15 protein-coding genes and 1 pseudogene are annotated in these 14,514 nt (G+C 37.7%); 15 read left to right on the top strand and 1 reads right to left on the bottom strand.

Annotation, left to right across the window (positions count from 1 at the left end; genetic code table 11):
* Positions 1-143: 143 nt before the first annotated feature.
* From rpsU to era, 9 genes are all read left to right on the top strand, one after another.
* The gene (gene rpsU / locus LFLEISCH_RS09360) at positions 144-317 is read left to right on the top strand and encodes a 30S ribosomal protein S21 (RefSeq protein ID WP_003719762.1); all 174 of its coding nucleotides are present in this window, start codon (positions 144-146) and stop codon (positions 315-317) included.
* 20 nt (positions 318-337) lie between these two features.
* Complete coding sequence (locus LFLEISCH_RS09355) at positions 338-781, top strand: GatB/YqeY domain-containing protein (RefSeq protein WP_007475782.1); 444 nt, start codon at positions 338-340, stop codon at positions 779-781.
* A 143-nt stretch (positions 782-924) separates the two neighbouring features.
* Positions 925-1,881: a PhoH family protein gene (locus tag LFLEISCH_RS09350; protein WP_007475781.1), complete on the top strand. Its 957-nt coding sequence runs from the start codon at positions 925-927 to the stop codon at positions 1,879-1,881.
* A gap of 21 nt (positions 1,882-1,902) precedes the next feature.
* Positions 1,903-2,268, top strand: a complete 366-nt coding sequence (locus LFLEISCH_RS16195) for a hypothetical protein (RefSeq protein ID WP_277619598.1) — start codon at positions 1,903-1,905, stop codon at positions 2,266-2,268.
* The gene (locus LFLEISCH_RS09345; RefSeq protein WP_007475777.1) at positions 2,210-4,078 is read left to right on the top strand and encodes an HD family phosphohydrolase; all 1,869 of its coding nucleotides are present in this window, start codon (positions 2,210-2,212) and stop codon (positions 4,076-4,078) included. The genes LFLEISCH_RS16195 and LFLEISCH_RS09345 overlap by 59 nt, the downstream gene beginning before the upstream one ends.
* The gene (gene ybeY, locus LFLEISCH_RS09340) at positions 4,075-4,551 is read left to right on the top strand and encodes an rRNA maturation RNase YbeY (protein WP_007475775.1); all 477 of its coding nucleotides are present in this window, start codon (positions 4,075-4,077) and stop codon (positions 4,549-4,551) included. The genes LFLEISCH_RS09345 and ybeY overlap by 4 nt, the downstream gene beginning before the upstream one ends.
* Complete coding sequence (locus tag LFLEISCH_RS09335) at positions 4,529-4,921, top strand: diacylglycerol kinase family protein (protein WP_040504827.1); 393 nt, start codon at positions 4,529-4,531, stop codon at positions 4,919-4,921. Before ybeY ends, LFLEISCH_RS09335 begins: the two co-directional genes overlap by 23 nt.
* An 18-nt stretch (positions 4,922-4,939) precedes the next feature.
* Positions 4,940-5,350 (top strand): cytidine deaminase, encoded by a 411-nt coding sequence (locus LFLEISCH_RS09330; RefSeq protein WP_007475773.1) that lies wholly within the window; start codon positions 4,940-4,942, stop codon positions 5,348-5,350.
* Entirely contained in the window at positions 5,334-6,239 is a 906-nt protein-coding gene (era, locus tag LFLEISCH_RS09325) for a GTPase Era (RefSeq protein ID WP_007475772.1), read from the top strand. The genes LFLEISCH_RS09330 and era overlap by 17 nt, the downstream gene beginning before the upstream one ends.
* A 28-nt stretch (positions 6,240-6,267) precedes the next feature.
* On the opposite strand, the gene LFLEISCH_RS09320 is transcribed toward era, so the two are convergent.
* Complete coding sequence (locus LFLEISCH_RS09320; RefSeq protein WP_007475771.1) at positions 6,268-6,864, bottom strand: DUF4352 domain-containing protein; 597 nt, start codon at positions 6,862-6,864, stop codon at positions 6,268-6,270.
* A 188-nt stretch (positions 6,865-7,052) separates the two neighbouring features.
* On the opposite strand from LFLEISCH_RS09320, the gene recO reads away from it, so the two are divergent.
* From recO to dnaG, 6 genes and pseudogenes are all read left to right on the top strand, one after another.
* On the top strand, positions 7,053-7,820 hold the full coding sequence (gene recO, locus LFLEISCH_RS09315) for a DNA repair protein RecO (RefSeq protein ID WP_007475770.1): 768 nt from the start codon (positions 7,053-7,055) through the stop codon (positions 7,818-7,820).
* A gap of 277 nt (positions 7,821-8,097) precedes the next feature.
* Positions 8,098-8,982 carry a glycine--tRNA ligase subunit alpha gene (gene glyQ, locus LFLEISCH_RS09310; RefSeq protein ID WP_007475769.1) on the top strand — a complete coding sequence of 295 codons (885 nt, stop codon included), beginning with the start codon at positions 8,098-8,100 and terminating at the stop codon, positions 8,980-8,982.
* Positions 8,975-11,041, top strand: coding sequence for a glycine--tRNA ligase subunit beta (glyS, locus tag LFLEISCH_RS09305; RefSeq protein ID WP_007475768.1), 2,067 nt, complete (start codon positions 8,975-8,977; stop codon positions 11,039-11,041). Before glyQ ends, glyS begins: the two co-directional genes overlap by 8 nt.
* 67 nt (positions 11,042-11,108) lie before the next feature.
* Positions 11,109-11,934: pseudogene (locus LFLEISCH_RS09300) on the top strand (pyruvate, water dikinase regulatory protein).
* A gap of 171 nt (positions 11,935-12,105) precedes the next feature.
* Positions 12,106-12,576, top strand: a complete 471-nt coding sequence (locus LFLEISCH_RS09295; RefSeq protein WP_007475766.1) for a YaiI/YqxD family protein — start codon at positions 12,106-12,108, stop codon at positions 12,574-12,576.
* Positions 12,560-14,449, top strand: coding sequence for a DNA primase (dnaG, locus tag LFLEISCH_RS09290; RefSeq protein ID WP_007475765.1), 1,890 nt, complete (start codon positions 12,560-12,562; stop codon positions 14,447-14,449). The genes LFLEISCH_RS09295 and dnaG overlap by 17 nt, the downstream gene beginning before the upstream one ends.
* The last annotated feature ends 65 nt before the right edge of the window (positions 14,450-14,514 follow it).

The raw sequence follows: 14,514 nt of genomic DNA, 5'->3' as shown, positions 1-14,514 counted from the left end.
AAAAACAGGTTTATATATAATTTTAAGTGAGTGAATGCTTATCCTGTTATGCTTTCAGAATCTCGCTAACAGTTCGCTAGCATTCTGAAGCCTTATAAGGACTTTCACTAGTCCATGTAAGTGTCGGAGGGAGGGAAAGAGAGATGTCAAAAACAGTAGTTCGTAAAAACGAATCGCTTGAAGATGCTCTTCGTCGCTTTAAACGTACTGTTTCCAAAAGTGGAACTTTGCAGGAATCTAGAAAGCGCGAATTTTATGAAAAACCAAGCGTAAAACGTAAGAAAAAATCAGAGGCAGCAAGAAAACGTAAATTCTAATTTTAAAGGCGATGATATCGTTGACACTGCTTGACAATTTGAATGAAGATATGAAGCAAGCTATGCGAAATAAAGAGAAAGAAAAACTTTCTGTCATTCGTATGTTAAAAGCTGCTTTACAAAATGAAGCGATTAATCAAGGTGGAACTCTTTCCGAAGATGATGAAATCACTGTTCTCTCTCGTGAAATGAAACAGCGCCGAGATTCTTTGTCTGAGTTTGAAAAAGCTGGACGAGAAGATTTAGCTGAAAAAGTTCGCGCTGAAATTGTTATTGTAGAACACTATTCTCCAAAACAATTGACAGACGATGAGCTTGAAGAAATTGTTAAAGTAACGATTGCAGAAGTTGGCGCCACATCAAAAGCCGATTTTGGTAAAGTGATGGGTAAAATTATGCCTAAAGTAAAAGGCAAAGCTGACGGAAATGCAGTGAATAACTTTGTTAAAAAATATCTTTCATAAAAGTTAAAAAGGCTAGCAATTTTGCTAGCCTTTTTTTGTATCATCCGCAAATCGCATGTTAGAAAAGGTTCAGTTTTTAATATGATGCGTTTTCGTGTATAATAAAAGAGAGAAATTTAGTATAAACGATAAGGGGTTAAAGCATGCAAAATGAGTCCTACAATGAAATCATTGAATTAAATGAAATGACGGATGGACGCGATTTATTCGGAAACAATGACGCTAACATCGATATTTTAGAAGATTCCTTGCAAGTAAAAATCGTGACACGCGGAGGAGACGTTTCGATAACGGGGAACGAGGAAGCGGTTTTACAAGCAAAACATGTTATTTTGGCGCTTATTGATGTGCTAAAAAAAGGCGTACACATTGACGGGCGTGATGTTGCCCAAGCGATAAAAATGGAAAAAGGCGGTACGCTTGAGTACTTTCCGACTTTATTTGATGACGAAATTACCAAAAATGCGCAAGGAAAACCAATTCGTCCCAAAACATTCGGACAGCGCAAATATATGCAAATGGTTCGTAAATATGACATCGTGTTCGGCGTCGGCCCAGCAGGAACAGGGAAGACATACTTGGCTGTTGTGATGGCTGTTGATGCTTGGAAAAAAGGAAAGGTAAGTAAAATCATTCTAACTCGCCCTGCGGTAGAAGCAGGCGAGAGTCTGGGATTTTTACCTGGTGATTTAAAAGAAAAAGTAGACCCATATTTGCGTCCCGTGTACGATGCCCTCTACGATATTTTTGGTGTCGAACATACAACTCGCCTGATGGACCGTGGGGTAATTGAAATTGCGCCGCTTGCCTATATGCGTGGACGTACACTTGATAACGCTTTTGTTATTTTAGATGAGGCACAAAACACAACGATTGCCCAAATGAAAATGTTTTTAACGCGCTTAGGTTATGATTCTAAGATGATTGTAAACGGGGATATGACACAAATCGACTTACCAAAAGGTGCCATGAGCGGGTTAGTTAATGCGGAACAAGTTTTAAGTGATGTGAAAAATATCGGCTTTGTTTATTTTGAACATCATGATGTTGTCAGACACCCGCTTGTAGCAGAAATTATCAAAGCATATGAACGAATTTAATGGAGAAGGGCTGAGATATTGGTGAAGCAAAAGTGGCAAGACGTTTATAGCAAAAATAAAGAAAAGCTTTTTATCCCACTAATCATTGCAGTCCTTTTTCTTTCAGCGTATGTTTTGCTCATTCAGGTGACTAAACCAGAATCTTACCAAGCAAAATTATTTTCGGTTTCTGAAAAAACTATACGTTCTCCGCAAACTGTTGTAGATACGAAGAAAACGGCGGAGGAGAAACGGAAAGCAAGTGAAGAAATAGAAGATGTCTATGTGTTTAATCGTGAAACGGCAGAGAATCAAGTTGCTTTTATGCAATCAATTTTCGATTACATTGATGAAGTACGTACCGAAACAGCAAGCGCTGAGAAAAAAGCTAAAAAAGAAAGCAGATGAAAATAATGCGGCAGCGCCAAAGAAAATTACGGATGCGAGTAAATTAGCTTCTTTTAAAAGTAAGCTGGTTGGGGATCATGCGGGAAATATAACGGAAAATGTATCGGATGCCACTTTTATAAATCTATTAAATGCCTCTCAGACTGATTTAAAAGCGATACAAGATCAGGTGATTACAGAGGTAGAAGAAACGATGGAAAGTCGAATTCGCGAGACTAATTTAAATACTAAAAAAGTTCAAGCGCGTGATGATATTGAACTCTCACAGATGCCATCTCGTTATAAAACGACAGCTAAATCGCTCGTGACGAATGCTATTATTCCGAATGAAACTGTAGATGCTGAACAAACAAAAGCACGTAAAAAAGAAGCGGCTGAAAATGTGGTTCCTGAAAAAATACTTCAAGGACAAGTTATTGTTCAAGAAGGACAAATTATTGACCGTGAAACGTATCGGCAACTGGATTTATTAAATTTAATTAATCAAAAAATGCCCATTAAACAATATGCGGGATATGCTTTTTTAATTCTAGCACTATTTTTACTACTTTATTTTTATACGAAAAAAAGAAAATATCCGCCTAAAAAGCGCCAGCAGACGATGCTTATTTTTACAAGTGTGTATGTAACGACGCTCGTATTTCTCTTAGTGATTCGCTTTCTTGAGAGTGCTAATCTCATGAATATAGCCTTTATTTTCCCTGCTGCTTTTATGCCGATTATTTTAAAAATTTTATTAAACGAGCGCTATGCCTTTTTTGGTGTTATTGTGGTCGGGGTAACAAGTCTATTTATATTTGAGTCTGATACAACAAGTATTATGAATGTTCTTATGGTCGCCTTTATTCTCTTAAGTGGTTTAACGGGGGTTGTAGCATTAAAAGATTATAGCCGCCGAATTATGATTTTTCAAACGGGTCTTATTGTAGGTGCGATGAATGTCATTTATGCTATTTTATTACTTGCCATTAATAACTCTATTTTATTTAGTTTAAATGCTTTACAAGTCATTTTTTATGCGTTTATTGGAGGCATTGGTTCCTTTATGCTAGGACTCGCTTTAATTCCGCTTTTTGAAACGATGTTTGGTCTTTTAACGACAAGTCGCTTAATTGAGCTTGCAAATCCTAACCATCCACTTTTAAAGAAAATTTTGATGAAAGCGCCTGGAACCTATCACCATAGCATGATGGTTGCGAATTTAGCAGAAAGCTGTGCAGATGAAATTGGGGCTAATAGTCTTCTTGTACGAGTAGGATGTTTCTATCATGACATTGGTAAAACGCTTAGACCGCCATTTTTTGTTGAAAATCAACTACATGGCATTAATCCACATGACCGGTTGACGCCGAAGCAAAGTCGCGATATTATTTTAGCGCATACAAAAGACGGGGCGGATATTTTAAAGGAAAATCATATGCCACAGCCAATTATTGATATTGCACGTATGCATCACGGGACAACAGTCTTAAAATATTTTTATTTTAAAGAAAAAGAAGCGAATCCGGAAATACTTGAAAGTGAATTTCGTTATAGCGGACCGAAACCGCCGACGAAGGAAATCGCCATCATTAATATTGCTGATAGTGTGGAGGCGGCAGTTCGTTCTTGCGAGATGCCAACAAAAGAGAAGATAAGCACAATTATTGATGGGATTATTCGCGAACGTATTTTAGATGGGCAGTTTACCGAGTGTGACATTTCGCTTAAGGAAATTGAAATCATTCGCGAAACTTTAAAACGCACATTAAACGGCATTTATCATCAGCGGATTCAATATCCAGATGATTCGAAAGGGGAAACTAAATGAACGATTTTGAACTCGATTTATTTGATGAAACAGAGCAAGTATCAGAAAGAGAACAAGCATTTATTCGTGATATTTTAGAGTTTGCTGTTTCGTACTTAAAACTTTCAGGAAGCATTGAAATGTCTGTCACATTAACGGATAACGCTCGTATTCAGGAAATAAATCGCGACTACCGCGGGAAAGATCAACCAACCGATGTTATCTCCTTTGCCTTAGAGGAGCTAGGTGAGGGTGAAATGGACATCATACAAGAAGAAGGAATGCCGCGAAATATTGGCGATATTATCATCTCCATTGAACGAGCAAAAGAGCAAGCGCATGAATACGGGCATGATTTTGACCGTGAACTTGGATTTTTAGCCGTACATGGACTACTTCATCTACTCGGATACGACCATATGACAACAGAAGATGAAAAAGAAATGTTCGGACTTCAAAAAGAAATGTTGGATGCTTATGGGTTACAAAGATAGAAAATATAAGCGCAGTCGTCATTTATTCGATTCCTTTAAACATGCTTTTACAGGGATAAAAACGGCAATTGCCGAAGAGCGCAATATGAAGATTCACCTTATTGTTGCACTTGTCGTCTTAGCCTGTGCCGGCGGATTTCAAGTGACAAAAAGTGAGTGGCTTATTCTTCTCATTTGCATCTTCATTGTTATCATTCTTGAAATGGTTAACACCGCGATTGAACGAGCAGTGGATACAGTGACCACCGAATTTTTACCCGAAGCCAAAAAAGCAAAAGACGTGGCAGCAGGCGCCGTTTTGATTGCCTCCCTAATGTCTTTTATTATCGGACTTATTATTTTTATACCATATGTGTTAGCTATAAATTGATAGATAGGAGTTTAGTATATGAAAGAAAGTAATTTTATTGAGCAGGCTAAACGTGCGCGTGAGTATGCGTATGTGCCGTATTCCAAATTTCCTGTTGGAGCCTCTCTTGTAACAGATAGCGATGAAGTCGTTTTAGGTTGTAATATTGAAAATGCTTCTTTTGGGCTAACTAATTGTGCGGAGAGAACCGCTATTTTTAAAGCTGTATCAGAAGGTAAAACGAATTTTAAAAAACTGGTTGTTGTAGCGGATACAGACGGTCCAGTTTCACCATGCGGGGCATGTCGCCAAGTCATTAGTGAATTTTGTGACAAGGATATGCCAGTAGTATTAACAAATTTAAAGGGCGATGCCGTTACAGTGACTGTTGAAACGTTACTTCCCGGAGCCTTTACGAGTGGAGATATGGATCATGAGCGATACGTTTAAATCTGGTTTTGTAGCGATTGTTGGGCGCCCGAATGTAGGAAAGTCTACCCTTTTAAACCAAATTATAGGTCAAAAAATTGCTATTATGAGCGACAAGGCCCAAACAACACGAAATAAAGTGCAAGGGGTTTATACAGAAGATGATGCGCAAGTTGTCTTTATTGATACACCTGGCATTCATAAGCCAAAGCATAAATTAGGCGATTTTATGGTGAAAGTTGCACTGAATACATTTCGTGAAGTGGATTTAATTTATTTTGTGATTGATGCGGAATCTGGCTTTGGGCGCGGGGATGAATTTATCATTGAAAAATTAAAGAATGTCGAGACACCTGTTTTCTTACTTATAAATAAAATTGATTTAGTTTCAAAAGAGAGGCTTGTTGAACTCATTGAACAGTATAAGGATCTACTCGATTTTGCCGAAATTATCCCTATTTCCGCATTAGAAGGCGAAGAAGTGCCTAATTTACTTGCTGAAACAAAAAATTACTTAGATGAAGGTCCAATGTATTATCCAAAAGACCAAATCACTGATCACCCTGAGCGTTTTATTATCTCTGAGCTTATTCGTGAGCAAGTTTTACAACTCACTCGCGAGGAAGTGCCGCATTCAGTAGCTGTTGTGATTGAAGGGATTGAAAAAAATCCTAAAACAGAAAAATTAACCATTATGGCGACCATTATAGTGGAACGTAGCACACAAAAAGGGATTATTATCGGAAAGCAAGGCCAAATGCTGAAACAAATTGGTATGCGTGCTCGAAAAGAAATTGAATTATTAATGGGTTCTAAAGTATTTCTAGAACTCTGGGTTAAAGTCCAAAAAAATTGGCGCGACAAAGAGCATTATTTACAGGATTACGGATTTAATCAAGAGGAATATTAAAAAAAACAGCGGAGGTTTCCGCTGTTTTTTAGTTCCATATTAAATTATCATATTCCATTTCTAAATATCCTACATCGCCTAAATATTCATAGTAAATTGAAAAACTAACCGATTTTCCAGGATCAATTTTTTCATGGAAATAGTCTTTTTTCTCCACATCCGCGTAATCATCTGCATCATACTGGAATAAATAAAAATCCTTTGCAGACACATAAATCGGTTCTTTACTGTCATTTCGCATTTTGACATCCACTTTATAGTATTTTTCAATACCGCGTTCATCAACCTTATAAATGGTTGGCTTCTTCACCATAACAGTCGCATCTTCCGTTGATTTTCCTTCTTCATTAAACGAAAGTTCCGTATAATCTTCGTCACTATATTCATCATCATAACTTTCACTATAGTCACTCTCAATATTCGCGTCACTCGTGGTTTGCTCGCTCACATAAAAAAGAAATGCAGCGAAAAGTGCCAAACAGCTAATCAGAAAGACAGATCCACCAATACTTGTAAACAAAATACCCATTAACTTCTTTTTCTTTAAAAGTAAGAATGCGACACCTGTAATAAGGCATGCAAACGATATAAAACTAACCAACCCAATGATAACCGAATAAATCATAGACGTTTCTCCTTTTTATATGCTAATTTCATTGTAACATCTCTCACCAATTTAGAGAACTAAAACTTGATGTGCAAGAGAAATAGAATATACTTCACATATCAATTCGTTATACTTTAATTTAGGATAAGAAGCTATCCGATTAAGGGTTTTTTCGTGTATAATAAAACTTTAGGGAGGTGTTCTTTGTGGAAAAATGTGAAGGGATTGTCTTACGCGCGAGTAATTACCGTGAATCAGATAAAATTGTTGTGCTATATACACGTGAATTTGGTAAAATCGGCATGGTTGCGCGTGGGGCTAAAAAAGGACAAAGTCGCCTAGCTGCTGTTACACAACCTTTTACACAAGGAAGTTATACCTTTTTTGGAAATAAAGGACTTGTTACATTACAGCAGGGGGATTTAATTCATAATTTCTCTGATATTCAAACAGATATTTTTTTGACAGCCTATGCTGCTTATACATGTGAATTACTTGATAAGGCGACCGAAGAGCGAAAACCAAACGGCTATTTATATGAACTAGTCTTTCAAATTTTAAATGATATTGATGAAGGCTATGACGCCCAAATTTTAGTGCACATTTTTGAAATGAAAATGCTGAATGTGCTTGGGCTTTATCCTGTAATGGACAAATGCGCAATTTGCGGAGCTACTTCTGGTCATTTTGACTTTTCCACTCATGCAGATGGATTAGTTTGTCATCGCTGCTTTGAAAAAGATCCTTATCGTTTACATTTACCGGAAAATGTCGTTAAACTTTTACGTTTATTTTATATTTTTAAATTAGATCGCTTAGGGGACATTAATGTGAAACCAGAAACGAAAGCTCTTCTTGAAAAAACAATCGATACGTATTATGAGGAAAAAACAGGTTTATTTTTAAAAAGTAAACGCTTTTTACGCGATATGTCAAAGTGGGATGATGTTTTACGAGAAAAAGATGACAATTGACAAAGTGCTAAAAATGAAGTATCTTGTAAATAAGATTTAAATAGGTACGTAGATGAAAAAAAGTAAAAACAAGCTCTTTATATAGCGAATTCGGGCAGGTGGGAGCCGAGTGAAATCTTGTTTTGAAAGGCGTTTCGGAGTACAGACGAAATCAAGGTGGGAATTTTAAAATTCCAAGTAGGGTGGAACCGCGAGATAACTCTCGTCCCTATATGTTGTCATGGCATATAGAGACGAGAGTTTTTATATGGCCGTAAAACTTTGGAGGTGCTAAAAAATGAATTTACAAAAAATGATTCGCACATTACAAGATTATTGGTCAGAACAAGGCTGTATCATGTTGCAATCGTATGATGTTGAAAAAGGTGCCGGCACAATGAGCCCGTACACATTCCTAAAAGCAATCGGGCCAGAGCCGTGGAAAGCAGGTTACGTGGAACCATCTAGGCGTCCAGCTGACGGACGTTACGGAGAGAATCCTAACCGTTTGTTTCAGCACCATCAATTTCAGGTTGTGATGAAACCTTCCCCTGATAATATTCAAGAGCTTTATCTTGGCTCACTTGAAAAATTAGGGATTAATCCACTAGAACATGATATTCGTTTTGTGGAAGACAATTGGGAAAATCCATCACTTGGTTGCGCGGGACTAGGCTGGGAAGTATGGCTTGATGGTATGGAAATTACACAATTCACTTATTTTCAACAAGTAGGTGGTTTAGAGTGTTCGCCTGTAACGTCAGAAATCACATACGGCTTAGAACGTTTAGCAAGCTATATCCAAGATAGAGAAAACGTATTTGATTTAGAATGGACAGAGGGCATTTCTTATCGAGATATTTTCTATCAAGCGGAATATGAAAACTCAAAATATGCTTTTGAGACATCTAATACCGAAATGCTATTATCCCTCTTTGATACGTATGAACGCGAAGCAGGAAATCAAATGGGTGAGGGACTTGTTTTCCCGGCCTATGATTATGTTTTGAAATGTTCGCATACATTTAACTTATTAGACGCACGAGGTGTTGTTTCTGTTACAGAACGCGCGCAGTACATTGGACGAATTCGTAACCTAGCAAGACGAATTGCTAGAACATTTTATGAAGAGCGCGAAAAACTTGGCTTCCCTTTAATAAAGGAGGAACAAACTCATGAATAAAGATTTTTTACTTGAAATCGGGCTTGAAGAAATGCCCGCCAAATATATTACAGCCTCCGCGAAACAACTCAAAGAACGGGCTACAGAATGGTTTAAGGAGAAAAAAATCGCGGTTTCCGACATTGAAACATACTCTTCCCCAAGACGATTAACGATTTTAGCAAAAGATGTGGCTATAAAACAAGAAGATCAAATCGAAGAAGCAAAAGGGCCGGCTAAAAAAATCGCTTTTGATGAAAAGGGAGATTGGTCAAAAGCCGCACAAGGCTTTGCCAGAAGTCAAGGCGTTGCGCCAGAAGACCTTAGCTTTCAAGAAATAAAAGGCACTGAATACATCTATATTAAAAAAGAAGTAAAAGGACTTGAAACGTCGATTTTACTACCTGAATTTAAAAAAATTATAACAGATATGACTTTTCCGGTTAGCATGCATTGGAGTGACTGTGATTTACGTTATATTCGCCCTATTAAATGGTTGATTGCGCTATTTGGTACGGAAGTGATTCCATTTGAGGTGGCTGGTGTCAAAACGGGTAATGAAACGCGTGGGCATCGCTTCCTTGGTCAGAATGCCACTATTCATTCGCCTGCTGATTATGAGAAGGCTCTCTTGGAACAATTTGTAGTTGCGGATGCGGATGCAAGGAAAGAAGCGATTCGCGAACAAATTGCTGAAATCGAAACCATACAGAAGTGGAATATTCCGGCCGATGCGGATTTACTCGAAGAAGTAAATAATCTTGTGGAGTATCCGACAGCACTATTTGGCGATTTTGAAGAAGCTTACTTGGAACTGCCGGAAGAAGTTCTTATTACTACGATGAAAGAACATCAGCGCTATTTCCCTGTATTTGACCAGGAAAATCGTTTATTACCGCATTTTATTACGGTTCGAAACGGGAATCATGAACACCTTGATATGGTTCAAAAAGGTAATGAAAAAGTGCTTCGAGCTAGATTGTCTGATGCGGATTTCTTCTATCAAGAGGATCTAAAAATGACGATTGATGAAGCCGTTCATAAGCTGAAAAATATTGTTTTTCATGAAAAACTTGGTTCGCTTACTGAAAAAATGAAACGTGTCCAAAAAGTGGCTTTACTAATTGCGGACTACTTGAGCTGGGATGAGGAGCAGAAAAAAGATATTTATCGTGTGACGGATATTTATAAATTTGATTTAGTAACAAATATTGTTGGTGAATTCCCAGAGCTTCAAGGGATTATGGGAGAAAAATATGCGAGACTGCAAGGTGAAAACGAAGCGGTTGCAACAGCTATTCGTGAACATTATATGCCAATCTCAGCAGAAGGCGAATTGCCAAAATCTGATTTAGGTAGCCTGCTTGCCATCTCAGATAAGCTTGAAACGCTGATAAGTTTCTTCTGTATTAATATTATTCCAACAGGTTCTGCGGATCCATTTAGCCTTCGTCGTAGTGCGTTTGGTGTGATGAGAATTATTCAAGCAAATGAATGGAATTTACCACTTGCAGAAGTTTTAGCTGAAATTGTTGGCATTGAACGAAAAGAAGGTTTCTCTGAACTACCTAGCGAAGAAGTTTATCAAGTGGCGCAAAACTTTATGAAAAACCGTTTACGTGTTATTTTGCGCGGTCACGATGTTCGCCAAGATATTATTGAAGCTGTTGTGGGTGGTGACCCAAACCGAATCCCGCAAATCATTGATAGCGCAAAAGTATTAAATGAATCCACAAACGACGATTGGTTCCGACCAACCATTGAGGCGCTTACACGTGTAACAAATATTGCGAAAAAATATGAAGATCATGAAGCAGTTGACCCAAGTCTATTTGAAAATGACTATGAAAAAGAATTATTTGATAGTGTGCAAGAATTAAAACGTGATTATCCTAATATGACGATTGTGGAGCGACTTAAACGCTTTGCTAAAATTCGACCTATCATTGACAATTATTTTGAAAATACTTTAGTCATGAGTGAGAATGAAGCACTAAAAGCAAACCGCTTAGCACTTCTTGTGGAACTCTCTACATTTATTCGTGAGTTTGCACAAATGGACGAAATTCAGGTAAAATAAGAATATAAAATGAAGCAGGAATTTTTCAAGAAAGGAAAGTTCCTGCTTTTTAAAGGAGACGAATTTGATGACTCAACCAGCCGTTTATGTCGTTTCCGATTCAACTGGTGAAACTGCTGAACTTGTTACACGGGCTGCTTTAGCGCAGTTTGGACAGACCCCGAAATTTATTCACCGTTTTCATCATGTTGACTCGATTGAAATGATAGAAGAAATTATTGATTTAGTAGCAGTAAATAATGGTATTATTGTTCATACAGTTGTTTTAGAAGAGGTGCGTGAACAATTAAATGAAACTGCAAAAGCATATGGTGTCCCGATTATTGATATTTTTGGCCCGCTTTTAGCACAATTAGAGCAAACGTATAAAATTAAACCACTGTCAGAGCCAGGTCGCGTTAGATCACTTGATGAAGCATATTTTAACAAGGTGGCAGCGATTGAGTTTGCTGTTGAAAATGATGATGGTAGAAATCCGCGCGGTATTTTACAAGCAGATTACGTGTTGATTGGCATTTCGCGTACATCAAAAACACCTTTATCACAGTACTTGGCCTTAAAAGGGTTAAAAATTACAAATATTCCTATCGTGCCGGAAGCGAGCATTCCGGAAGAGCTTTTCGAAATTGATCCTAAAAAAATAATCGGACTTAAAATTAATAAGAAAAAATTAAATCAAATTCGTTCGGAACGCTTAATATCGATGGGACTAAGTGGAGATGGGATGTATTCCAGTGATAATCGCATTGATGAAGAACTTCAATTTTTTTAAAAAGCTAACAGATAAATTAGGTTGTTTTGTTCTCGATGTGACGAATAAAGCGGTAGAAGAGACCGCAAATGAAATTTTAAGCCATATTGGTCAAATTGCTGAAGAAAATTTTGATATTTAAGAAGGAATTTTAATTTTTACGGCGAATATATATAGTATACGCACTTTTCAGCTTGAAAATAAAAAAGAAAACGCGTATAATGCAATTTTGCGGCTACGTAAAATTGTGACGTATAAAACGGGTTTTTAGCTCGTTTTTTCGTTTGTCAAAAGCTATAAAGGAGGAACTCGTTTGCCTAAAATTATTGTGGATGCAGATGCATGTCCCGTTAAGGCAGAGATTAATCAGCTTGCGAAAGAATTTCAACTGGAAGTTTTATATGTAGCTTCTTATAATCATTTTAGAAGCGCCGTGACAGATGAAACTTGGATTTATGTTGACACGGAAAAAGAATCAGCTGATATTCGAATTGTCAATTTAGCTCAAAAAGGCGATTTAGTTGTGACTCAAGATATTGGACTTTCTAGTATGTTGCTTGCAAAATGTGATGTTTTTTCAAATCGCGGGGAACTTTATTTAGAAGAACGAATGACCATGATGCTTGAGCAGCGAAATGACCGGCGTAAAGAGCGCAAACTTGGCAAGTATAGCAAAGGACCAAAAGCGATGACAGACCAAGACCGCAATCGTTTTTACCAAAATGTTCACGATTTTTTAGAAAATAAAGTGGAGATGACGATAAAAAATGAGAAGGATTCCTGAAGAAACGATTGACCGCATTCGGAATCAGACGGATATTGTCGATATTATTGGTCATTATGTACAACTTAAAAAACAAGGACGAAACTACATTGGTTTATGTCCTTTTCACGGGGAAAAAACACCATCTTTTTCTGTTTCACCTGAGAAACAAATTTTTCACTGCTTTGGATGTGGAAAAGGAGGCAATGTATTTTCCTTTTTAATGGAGCATGATCATTTAACGTTTACGGAGGCAGTCCATAAAGTGGCTGAATTAAGCCATCTTGATGTGGAACTTCCGCAACTTGCAAGCGATGACTCAGCTGCTGTGCCAAAAGAAACTAGCGAAACGCATAAAATGATAGAAATGCATCAGCTTGCTGCAAAATTATATCACTATTTGTTGCTTGAAACAGAAGAAGGTCTTGAAGCGTTAAATTATTTGAAAGAACGTGGAATGAGTGAGGAATTAATTCAAACTTTCCAAATTGGTTTTGCGCCTAATCACCATGCTACGATAACTTCGTTTTTTGAAAAACGCGACTTGGATTTACATTTAGCAGTTGCAGCGGGGCTTTTATCAGAACGCGATAATGGGGATATCGTGGACCGCTTTAGAAATCGGATTATGTTTCCCATTACGGATGATAGAGGGCAGCTTGTCGGCTTTTCAGGGAGGCTTTATAACCAGGAAGAGGGGCCGAAATATTTAAATAGCCCGGAAACGCCCATTTTTAACAAAAGAAAGCTTTTATATCATTTTTCAGAAGGTCGTCAGTCTATTCGGAAATATGAGGAAGTGCTTCTTTTAGAAGGCTTTATGGACGTTATTTCGGTCAGCGAAGCAGGTCTGTTAAATGGTATTGCCTCGATGGGGACAAGTTTGACGGAAGAGCACATTGGGCTAATTAAACGTGTGGCAAATCGTGCTGTTATTTGTTACGACGGCGACAGTGCTGGAATTGAGGCCGCTTTTAAAGCGGGGAGTTTACTTGCACAAGCTAAGATTGAAATTTATGTTCTCAGTCTACCAAGTGGTAAGGATCCAGATGAATATATCAGAACTTACGGGGCAGATAAATTTCAAACGTTTTATACGCATGAAAGGCAGACCTGGACCGCTTTCAAATTGTACTATTTAAGCCGAAAACGAAATATGGCAAATGACACAGAGCGTTTAGCGTACATTGACGAGGCCCTCTTTGAAATCGGTAAAATTGATCAGGCTGTGGAGCGAGAATTATATTTAAAGCAACTTTCTGATGAATTTGATATTACAATTCCAACGTTAAAAGAGCAACTGCAGCGCGCGGTGCAAGAATTATCGCGTCAAAAGTCGCGTGTTACAGAGTCGCATGATTTTTCCAATATGTTACCGCCACCGGATGAAAGCTTTGATGATTTTCAAACTATGCCAAAAGAAAAGGGCAGACGTGAGGCACATTTCGTTGCCGAACAACATTTGATGAAGGCCATGATTGAAAACCAAGATGCTTTTAGTCAAATTCATCAACTTTTAGAAAGTAGCCGTTTTTACAATGATGATTTTCAAGCTCTTTATACCCATTTGATTGCCTACTATTTAGATGGAAATGAAGCAAGTGCATCACGCTTTATGGATTATTTAACAGACATGCGTTTGAAAAATGTTGTATCAAGTCTTGAAATGATAGAATCACCTGAAGAACAAACAATGGAAGCTTATTCTGACTATATTTTAAGCATGAAAAAATATCGTCTTGAAATAAAAATTAAACAAAAGGAACAAGAAGTGCATGAAAAGATGCGCCTGCAAGATCACGAAGGAGCAATAAAAGCATCAACGGAGGTTATCTTACTTCGAAAGAGTCTCGCGAACAAGGACTACGATTTCGCAGATGATGAAACGTTTTAAAACCGCAAAATGATGGTAATGACTAAGTATAGTCGTCACGCGGTATTTTGGGAGGAGGAAACAGG

The sequence above is a fragment of the Listeria fleischmannii subsp. fleischmannii LU2006-1 genome, assembly GCF_000344175.1.
GTDB lineage: Bacteria > Bacillota > Bacilli > Lactobacillales > Listeriaceae > Listeria > Listeria fleischmannii.
This window is presented reverse-complemented; position numbering and strand designations above follow the sequence as displayed.

Bases quoted from the DNA above. Each gene is read 5' to 3' on its own strand.
- rpsU (WP_003719762.1), top strand. From the start codon at position 144: ATGTCAAAAACAGTAGTTCGTAAAAACGAATCGCTTGAAGATGCTCTT.
- LFLEISCH_RS09350 (WP_007475781.1), top strand. From the start codon at position 925: ATGCAAAATGAGTCCTACAATGAAATCATTGAATTAAATGAAATGACG.
- LFLEISCH_RS09345 (WP_007475777.1), top strand. From the start codon at position 2,210: ATGAAGTACGTACCGAAACAGCAAGCGCTGAGAAAAAAGCTAAAAAAG.
- ybeY (WP_007475775.1), top strand. From the start codon at position 4,075: ATGAACGATTTTGAACTCGATTTATTTGATGAAACAGAGCAAGTATCA.
- LFLEISCH_RS09335 (WP_040504827.1), top strand. From the start codon at position 4,529: ATGCTTATGGGTTACAAAGATAGAAAATATAAGCGCAGTCGTCATTTA.
- LFLEISCH_RS09330 (WP_007475773.1), top strand. From the start codon at position 4,940: ATGAAAGAAAGTAATTTTATTGAGCAGGCTAAACGTGCGCGTGAGTAT.
- era (WP_007475772.1), top strand. From the start codon at position 5,334: ATGAGCGATACGTTTAAATCTGGTTTTGTAGCGATTGTTGGGCGCCCG.
- LFLEISCH_RS09320 (WP_007475771.1), bottom strand. From the start codon at position 6,864: ATGATTTATTCGGTTATCATTGGGTTGGTTAGTTTTATATCGTTTGCA.
- glyQ (WP_007475769.1), top strand. From the start codon at position 8,098: ATGAATTTACAAAAAATGATTCGCACATTACAAGATTATTGGTCAGAA.
- glyS (WP_007475768.1), top strand. From the start codon at position 8,975: ATGAATAAAGATTTTTTACTTGAAATCGGGCTTGAAGAAATGCCCGCC.
- dnaG (WP_007475765.1), top strand. From the start codon at position 12,560: ATGAGAAGGATTCCTGAAGAAACGATTGACCGCATTCGGAATCAGACG.